The sequence below is a fragment of the Schnuerera sp. genome, assembly GCF_035459645.1.
In the GTDB taxonomy this organism is placed as follows: domain Bacteria; phylum Bacillota; class Clostridia; order Tissierellales; family Tepidimicrobiaceae; genus Schnuerera.
This window is the reverse complement of the sequence record NZ_DATHXO010000182.1, coordinates 1-8,905: the sequence shown is the minus strand read 5'-3', so window position 1 is coordinate 8,905 and position 8,905 is coordinate 1. Positions and strand designations below refer to the sequence as shown.

Below are 8,905 nucleotides of genomic sequence, written 5' to 3'. Positions count from 1 at the left end.
CCAACAATTTCAACAATTCTCATTATGAAATTATCTACCCAACCCCCTTTTAATCCAGCTATAGCCCCTAAAAAAGAGCCTATAACAAACATAACCGCTGTACAAAATATACCAATAAGTATAGAAATTCTTCCACCATAGCATGTCCTTGTAAAAATATCTCGTCCTAAATCATCTGTACCAAACCAATGTTCTGCACTAGGTTTCTGATCTTTTATCGAAGCATCAATATATTGATAATCTTTACCTGAAAGTGTCGGTCCTATAATTATAGTTATAACAATAACAGATAATAAAACTAATCCAAAAATAGCTAGTTTATTTTCTTTAAATCTCCTCCATACGTCCCCCCAATATGTAAGCGAAGGTTTCTCTAAATGTTCAGAAAGTTCTTCATTGATACCAATTCTTTCAAACATATCATCAGTTAATTTAATATTGCTTTTAACATTTTCCATATCATTACCTCCCTATCTCCTAAGATGTTTATTCCTTAAAAATTCTATTCTTTGGCTTTTGCAATTCTAATTCTTGGATCTACAACCCCATACATAATATCCACAACGATTAATGAAGCTACATATAACATAGCAAAAAATATGGTAAGTCCTAGTACCATAGTATAATCATTATCACTAACAGCTTTTACATAATAACGACCAAGCCCTGGTATCGAAAACATTCTTTCAACTATAAAAGACCCTCCAAATATACTTGCAACTGCAGGACCAATCATAGTAACTATAGGAATCATAGAGTTTCTCAGTACATGCTTTCTAATAACCCTTTTCTTTTTACACCCCTTTGCTTTTGCGGTCACAATATAATCTTCCCCTATTACAGAAAGAGTACTATTTCTCATATACTTTGTATAACTAGCGATACCTCCTATAGCATACGTTGTTACTGGTAAAATATAGTGTTTTAGCTCACCCCAACCAAATACAGGGACTAGTTTCCATTTAAATGCCAGAAAGTATTGAAGCAATGCCGCAAATACAAAAATGGGAATACAAATACCTAAAACTACACACACTCTTATCACATGATCGCTAACTTTTTCTCTATTAAATGCTGATATTAAACCTAGTACCATACCAATAGTAAACTGTAATGCTAATGCAATAATCCCAATTTTTGCTGAGATAGGTGCATTTTCTCTAATAACATCGTTAGCAGATTTTCCTGTATATACAATGGACTCTCCAAAATCTCCTGTGGTTATAAGATTTTTCATATAGATAAGATATCTTTCAAAAACTGGTTTATCTAGTCCATATTTTTGTCGTATTACCTCTTGTGCCCTTTCAGGCATTTGTTCCACTTTAGCAGCAATAGGATCTCCTGGTGCTCCTGCTAACAAAAAGAAAGTCAAAGTAATAATAACAAACAAGGTAATTAAAGCCAGTCCTATTCGTTTGAATATGAATTTTATCATTATTTCACTCCTTCATATTATCTGTTTATTGTTTTATAAGAATAGATAATCTTTAAATATTTAATAAACAAGACATAATATTTTTCAATTATGCCTTGTTTATTTTTAATAACTATTTATAAAACGCCCCCTTGTTTAAATCACATCTATAATGTTATTCTATATATATTCTGTTATAATCTGTTGCAGCATGAGGACTTGTATAATATCCTTTTACATGTTTTGTTTTATATGTTGTTGATGTTCCAAGATAAGTGGGTGCAATTAGACCTTTGCCCACCAATAATTTCTCTGCTTCAAAAAATAGTTTTGCTCTTTCTTTATTATCAGGACTCATAGATGCTTTATTTAATAATTCTTTATATTTGGCTGCATCGGAATCTGTCCAACCAGATTTTTTACTATCAAAATAACCATTCTCAGGATGGTATATTTCTAACAATCCATTTGGATCATTATAATATGGTCCCCAACCAGCTGTACTAATGTCATAGTCTCCTTCTTCAACCTTATCCCACATAATATTCCATTCCATCATATCTATAATAATTTCAACACCTAGTTTTTCTCTCCATTCTTGTAATAACCATTCTGCTGACTTTTTAGAATATTCACTAGTACCTCTCGTTGCATATCTAATTTCCATTTTTGAAGGATCTGGATCAAAATTTTCTTCTTTCAATCCTTCTATTAGCAACTCTTTAGGATCTGGATACTCTTCTTGTAGTTTTTTTATAATTCTATGCTCTTCATCAATTAAGTTTATATATAAGTCATCACCGCAATTTATAGTTTCTGGAATTAATGAATATAGTGGTATAGATGCTCCATGATTTAAATCTTCATTATATTTCTCCCTATCAATAGCTAACGAAAAAGCTAATCTTATTTTTTCATTTTTCAAATATTTATTCGAACAATTAAATCCATAGAACTCTGGTGCATTTCCAACTATTTCAAGTTTCCGATACTTGTCCCCCAACTCTTCAATTTCTTTTTGCCAGTCTGGATCATTAGTTGAAGCAACGTCTGTTTGACCAGTCAATAATGCTTGAATTGAAGCTGCTGGTTCTTCAACAATATATCTATTGATTTTTTCTAGCTTAACATTTTCTACATCCCAATAATTTTCACTTTTAACAAAAATCATCTTTACGTTTGGTTCCCATTCTTCAATTTTAAATATTCCATTGGTTACAACTTTATCCTTAGAGCTACCATATTCTTCACCCCACTCTTCATATTTATCTTGCCTAATAGGCTTTGCCCTATCTAGCAGTTGAACAAAATAAGCACAAGGCTTAGTCAATGTAAATTCAACAGTCTTTTCATCAATTGCTTTTACCCCTATATCTTCTGCACGTTCACCTTCATCATAATGAGCTTCGGCAAAATTATGTATTATATCGTCAAATAACCAAGCATTTGTTGAACCTACCCCTGGTGTAGCCATCATTCTAAATGTGTAAACAAAATCATCAGCAACTATAGGAGTATTATCATTCCATATAGCATCTTCCCTAATGTGAAAAGTATATACTGTACCATCATCATTTACTTCCCATTTTTCTGCAACTCCTGGTTTAATTTGAGCAACTCCATATTCATCAGATACATAATTTATTAATCCTTCTAAAAATAATCTCTGTACATTATAATCAGGTTCAGTAGTATTAATTATTGGATTTAAACCTGTAGGTTCATCTAAAGTTGAAAAACTAAACACTTGCTCTTTTTGCATTCCTTCTATTTCTTCTCCATTTTCAACTCCTGCTGGTGTACCTTGTTCTTTTCCACACCCAGATAGTAATCCTATACATAGGATTAAAATCATTATTAATGCAATAAATCTTTTTTTCATTTTGCCACACCTTTCTTTCTTATTTAATAAGTTTTAGAATTGAAAAATATCTTATTAAAACAAATATTTATTTTAAATTTTGTATCTCCTATATCAATAGTTTAAGGGGGAGTATTTGATTAAACTAAATCAATAGGAGAAACAGTACAAACTTAATCTAAGAATATTGCTATTATTAATATTAAGAATAGCTATGTATTCTATCTATAATCTATTTGTTGCAATAAACTTGCCAATATTCAGACTTGTAAATATAGAGAAGTATCAAAAATTTAAAAAGAAGATGTACTAATTTTAGTACATCTTCGTCCTAATAATGAGATTTAGTCTCAAAAAATTTATTAAGTTTTACATTTTTCACATATTACAAATCGTATCTTTTAATCTTTCCATGGAGAGTCTGTTTAGGAACTTTTAATATTCTTGCTGCTTTTGCACAATTATTCTCTGCTTCTTCTAAAGCAATTCTAATAAGCTGTTTTTCATATTCCTCTACTGATTCCTTAAGGCTTAATTCATCTTGCTTTATTGGCTCATTAAATTCCTTTTTTAATCCACCCATACAAGGTAGATTGTAATTTTGCAAATCCTTCATAGTTATATATTCGCCTTCTACAAAGTTCATAGCTGATTCAATAGTGTTTTCCAATTCTCTTACATTTCCTAACCAGTCATTATTATAAAAATTAATTGCAACCTCTTTATCTAATCCTTTTACAGACATATGCATCTTTTTGTTACAAGATTGAATAAAATAATCCACTAAAATAGGTATATCCTCTCTTCGTTCTCTAAGAGGTGGAATATGCAAATATATTACATTCAATCTATAGTATAAATCCTCTCTAAGTTTCCCTTCTTCCAGTAATTTCTTAGGTTCAATATTAGAAGCTGCTATAATCCTTACATTCACTACTTTTGTAGTAGTATCCCCAAGCCTTCTTACCACTCCATCTTCTATTACTCTAAGTAATTTTGCTTGTAATTCTAAGCTCATAGAATTTAATTCATCTAAAAACAAAGTTCCTCCATCTGCTAATTCAAATAACCCTTGCTTGTCTTTGGCACCGGTAAAACCACCTTGTATAGTTCCAAACAGTATACTTTCTAAAAGATTTTCTGGTAATGCACCACAATTTTGTGCTATAAAGGGTTTATCTTTTCTATACGATAAATTATGAATAGATTGAACCACTAATTCTTTTCCAGTTCCAGTTTCTCCAAAAACAAATACTGGAGAATTACTAAATGCAACTTTACAAATTCTATCTTTCAATTTCTTCATAGGAGTACTATTACCAATTATATCTCTTAATGTATATTGGGTACCATTGGATAAAAATTTATTTTCATCTTGTCTTTTATTATATAATGTCTCCTGCAACATCAATACCTTTTCCGACAATTCCATTACTTGAGTGATGTCCTTAAATATTTCTATTGCACCATACATATTATTTCCATTAGTTATAGGTATTGTAGATGTTACTATAGTTACATTTCTACCTTGGCAATTTATGTATTGTTGTACATGCTCTATTATAGGTTTGCCAGTACTTATTACATCCCAAAAAGTGCTATTATCTTTACTTATATTAGGAAAAATATGAAATAAATTCTCCCCTACTGCTTTTTTCGAATCAAATCCTGTTATATTTGTAGATGGTTCGTTGAAATATAGTATATCTAGTTTTGAATCTACAACTATCACACCCTCATCTAGATGTTTTATCATCAGCTCTAGAATTCTTTTATAATCCACTACACACCACCTCGATATGATTCTTAAATCCTTTTAATAACTATTGCAGTCAACAGATTATTTGATATCTTTCAAATAATCTGACTTTATATAAGTATATATAATTCTTATATATTTGTCCACTCAGATAAGTATAATAATTAGTAAAATTATTATACTTAAAAACAAAATTAACTTTATAAATTCTCTGCCCAAAAAATAAGGCAAGAAAATTCCTGCCTTAGCATAGTATATCTAAAAGCTTTGATGTTCTGTTCTCGCTATAATTTCATTCTGTAATCCTTCGTTCAAGTCATTAAAATAATCACTATATCCAGCTACTCTTACAATTAAATCTTTATGCTCTTCAGGATTTAATTGTGCTTTTCTTAGTAAATCAGCCGACACAATATTAAACTGTATATGATGCCCTCCTAATCCAAAATAACTTCTAATTAAATACATTAGATTTTTTATGCCTATTTCATTTTTTATCAAATCAGGTGTAAATTTTTGATTTAATAAAGTTCCTCCTGTTTTTATATGATCCATTTTAGATGCTGATTTAACTACAGCTGTAGGTCCTAATCTATCTGTACCTTGAACCGGTGATATTCCTTCAGATTGAGGTTCGTAGGCCTTTCTACCATCGGGTGTAGCCCCTGTTACTAGGCCAAAGTAGACGTGACATGTTGTAGGCAGCATATTTATCCTATACTTTCCACCTTTAACACTTGGTCTACCATCTACAGCATTATAAAATATAGCAAAAAATTGTTTCATTATATCATCTGCGTAGTCATGATCATTTCCATACCTAGGAGTCTTGTTTAATAATAATTGCCTTATTCTTTCTTCTCCTTTGAAATTTTTTCTTACTACTTCTAATAATTTTTCCATTGCTAAATTCTTTTCATCAAATACGTGATACTTTATGGCAGATAAACTATCCGTCAAAGTACCTGTACCTACTCCTTGAATATACATACTATTATACCTTGCTCCACCTGCATTATAGTCTTTAGCATTCTTTATGCAATCGTCTGTAATCACTGAAAGAAATGGTGAAGGCATATATTTTTGATATAATCTTTCAATAATGTTGTTTCCTTTTATTTTAATATCAATAAAATGATTTACTTGTTTTTCATAAGCTTCCATTAACTGATCAAAACTTTCAAATTCTATTGGATTATCGGTTTTAATTCCAACAACCTTATTGGTTAATGGGTCTATCCCATTATTGAGTGTAATTTCTAAAATTTTTACCAAGTTTACATACCCAGTTAATATAAAAGCTTCTTTACCAAAAGCACCTGTTTCCACACAACCACTAGTGCCACCACATCTGGCATCTTCTAAGGATTTACCTACTCTTAGCATTTCTTCAATTATAGTTTCTGTATTAAATATTGAAGGTTGCCCCCAACCATCTTTAATCACTTCCACTGCTACCCTTAAAAATTTATCTGAGTTCTTCTTACTCAATTGAATACTAGTACTTGGTTGTACTAATTTCATTTCTTTAATTACTTCTAATATTAAATAACTAACTTCATTTACCCCATCAGTACCATCTGTTTTTACTCCACCAACAGAAATATGTGCAAAATCTGTATAAGTTCCACTTTCTTGCAAAGTTACTCCTACTTTTGGAGGAGCTGGTTGGTTATTAAACTTTATCCATAAAAGTTGTAAATATTCTTTTGCTTCTTCTCTAGTCAAACTCCCATCTTCTATATCTTGTTTATAGAATGGGTATAAATGTTGATCTAATCTTCCAGGACTAAAGGCATCCCAAGTGTTTAATTCTGTAATTACAGATAAATGAACAAACCAATACATTTGTAAGGCTTCCCTAAAATTTCTAGGTTTATTTGCAGGTACATGGTTACATACCTCTGCAATTTCAAGCAACTCTTTTTCTCTAATAGGGTCCTTTTCTAATTTAGCTAGTCTTTCAGCTTCTTCTCCATACCTCTTCCCAAAAGTAATTATGGCATCGCAAGTAATAACCATGGCTTTAAGTTGTTCTTGTTTATCATAAGCATCTAAATCATTAATAAAATCAAGTTTTTCTATTTCTTCCCCTATTTCTCTTTTAAATTCCAAAAATCCTTTGTTGAAAATTTTATTATCTCCAGCAGTATGACCAGGTGCTCTTTGCTCCATAAATTCGGTAAATATTCCTGCATTATAACAATCTTTCCATTCTTCTGACATCTGATTAAACAGTAAATCCCTCATAGATTTTTCTTGCCAATAAGGTATTATCTCCTCTTTTTGAACTTTTCTTGCCTCATCATCTACCCTAAAAAATACCTTTTCTCTAGCATCTATTGTATTAAAATCCTCTATAGTATGGCAACACAATTCAGGATATGTTGTTGTAGCTTTAGGTTCTGGTCCCCTTTCTCCTACTATCAACTCTCCATCATTTATACATATGGTTTTCTTTTCACATAATTCTTTAAAAGTTAAAGCACGAAGTACTGGTATGGAAACCTTTCCTTGATATTTTTTATAAGCTTCAGTTACAATCTGAGCCCTTTCTAAAGAAATTCTTGGAACAGCTTCCAAGCTCTCTTTCCTCAACTTTCTAACTCTTTCATTCATAAAAATATTCCTCCTTTCATGTTACTCATCTGATATGCTTTCTTAGAACATAGGCTTAACCGCCTATTTGCACCTTTTTCCTAGTGCTTTCCATTATTTTAAGAGCAAAATCCATTTCATCTTCATTAGGTTCTTCTACATCTAACATCTTGTATTTAATACCTAATCTATTATACTTTTCTTCTCCAATCTTATGATAAGGTAGTAAATCTATCCTTCCAATATTAGGTAAAGTCTTAATAAAGTCTCTGAATGCTTTCAAACTCTTTTCTTGATTATTTATACCTGGTATTATAGGTATTCTAATGATAATATCTTTATTTAAATCATGTAAGTATTTTAAATTCTCTAATATTAGTTTGTTATCTACACCAGTATATTTTTCATGTTTAATCCCATCCATATGTTTCAAATCGTATAAGAACAAATCTACATATTTGCTTATCTGTTCTAAATTTTTTCTAGTTGTAAAGCCGCTAGTATCTACTGTAGTATGGATATTATTGTCTTTCATCTCTTTTAATAATTCGGTCAAAAAGTCTACTTGAAACAAAGGCTCCCCTCCTGAAAAAGTAACCCCGCCACCAGATTCTTCAAAAAAATGCCTATCTTTTAATACTTCATTGGCTACTTCTTCAACAGTCATGGTTTTCCCAGTCATCTGTCTAGCCTCTGAATAGCATACCAAAGTACAATCCCCACAATTTGTGCATTTACTCTTGTCTGTAACTACAATACCATTTACTTCTCTAATAGCCCCTTGGGTACAAGCATCTATACAAGCCATACAACCAATACACCTATTTGGAAATATCATTAATCTTTCCTTAATACTTTGACTTTCTGGATTATGACACCACCAACATCTTAATGGGCAACCCATCATAAATACTGTATTTCTGATTCCTGGACCATCATGTATAGAATATTTCTGTATATTGAATATTTTACCTTCTATAATTATCACCCCTATACTCCAAATGTTTTCTTATAATATATTACATACAAGTTTTATGCCAAAATATCATTATATCTTAACCCATCTGAAAAAGTCATCTTTGGAAAAAACAATTAAGCTTAAGTACCAATCTTGATACTATAAGCTTAATTGTTTTAGTAAAAGTACTACTTTTAGGATTTAGCCCCCTGCCATCAGATGTAAACATTGAACCTGATCGCCCTTTTTAATTATAGTTTTAGTATAATCTTCCTTCTCTATTACTTCTCCATTAATCCTAACGATAATCCT

General features: G+C 30.9%; 7 protein-coding genes. All 7 read right to left on the bottom strand.

From position 1 onward, the window contains the following. The coding region (locus VK998_RS04425; RefSeq protein ID WP_414713560.1) for an ABC transporter permease at positions 1-458 on the bottom strand (458 nt) is incomplete at its 3' end. Positions 459-502: 44 nt separating this feature from the next. Next, positions 503-1,438, bottom strand: a complete 936-nt coding sequence (locus tag VK998_RS04420) for an ABC transporter permease (RefSeq protein WP_325225932.1) — start codon at positions 1,436-1,438, stop codon at positions 503-505. A 154-nt stretch (positions 1,439-1,592) separates the two neighbouring features. After that, on the bottom strand, positions 1,593-3,299 hold the full coding sequence (locus tag VK998_RS04415) for a peptide ABC transporter substrate-binding protein (RefSeq protein WP_325225931.1): 1,707 nt from the start codon (positions 3,297-3,299) through the stop codon (positions 1,593-1,595). Positions 3,300-3,663: 364 nt separating this feature from the next. Beyond that, a complete protein-coding gene (locus VK998_RS04410) occupies positions 3,664-5,061 on the bottom strand; it encodes a sigma-54 interaction domain-containing protein (protein ID WP_325225929.1) in 1,398 nt (465 codons plus the stop codon). 234 nt (positions 5,062-5,295) lie between these two features. Beyond that, positions 5,296-7,656: a trans-4-hydroxy-L-proline dehydratase gene (gene hypD, locus VK998_RS04405; RefSeq protein ID WP_325225927.1), complete on the bottom strand. Its 2,361-nt coding sequence runs from the start codon at positions 7,654-7,656 to the stop codon at positions 5,296-5,298. 55 nt (positions 7,657-7,711) lie between these two features. Next, complete coding sequence (locus tag VK998_RS04400) at positions 7,712-8,623, bottom strand: glycyl-radical enzyme activating protein (protein ID WP_325225924.1); 912 nt, start codon at positions 8,621-8,623, stop codon at positions 7,712-7,714. A 171-nt stretch (positions 8,624-8,794) separates the two neighbouring features. Beyond that, positions 8,795-8,899, bottom strand: coding sequence for a MoaD/ThiS family protein (locus VK998_RS12995; protein ID WP_414713561.1), 105 nt, complete (start codon positions 8,897-8,899; stop codon positions 8,795-8,797). Positions 8,900-8,905: the final 6 nt, after the last annotated feature.

Coding starts and splice junctions, on each gene's coding strand:
- VK998_RS04420 (WP_325225932.1), bottom strand. CDS start 1,438: ATGATAAAATTCATATTCAAACGAATAGGACTGGCTTTAATTACCTTG.
- VK998_RS04415 (WP_325225931.1), bottom strand. CDS start 3,299: ATGAAAAAAAGATTTATTGCATTAATAATGATTTTAATCCTATGTATA.
- hypD (WP_325225927.1), bottom strand. CDS start 7,656: ATGAATGAAAGAGTTAGAAAGTTGAGGAAAGAGAGCTTGGAAGCTGTT.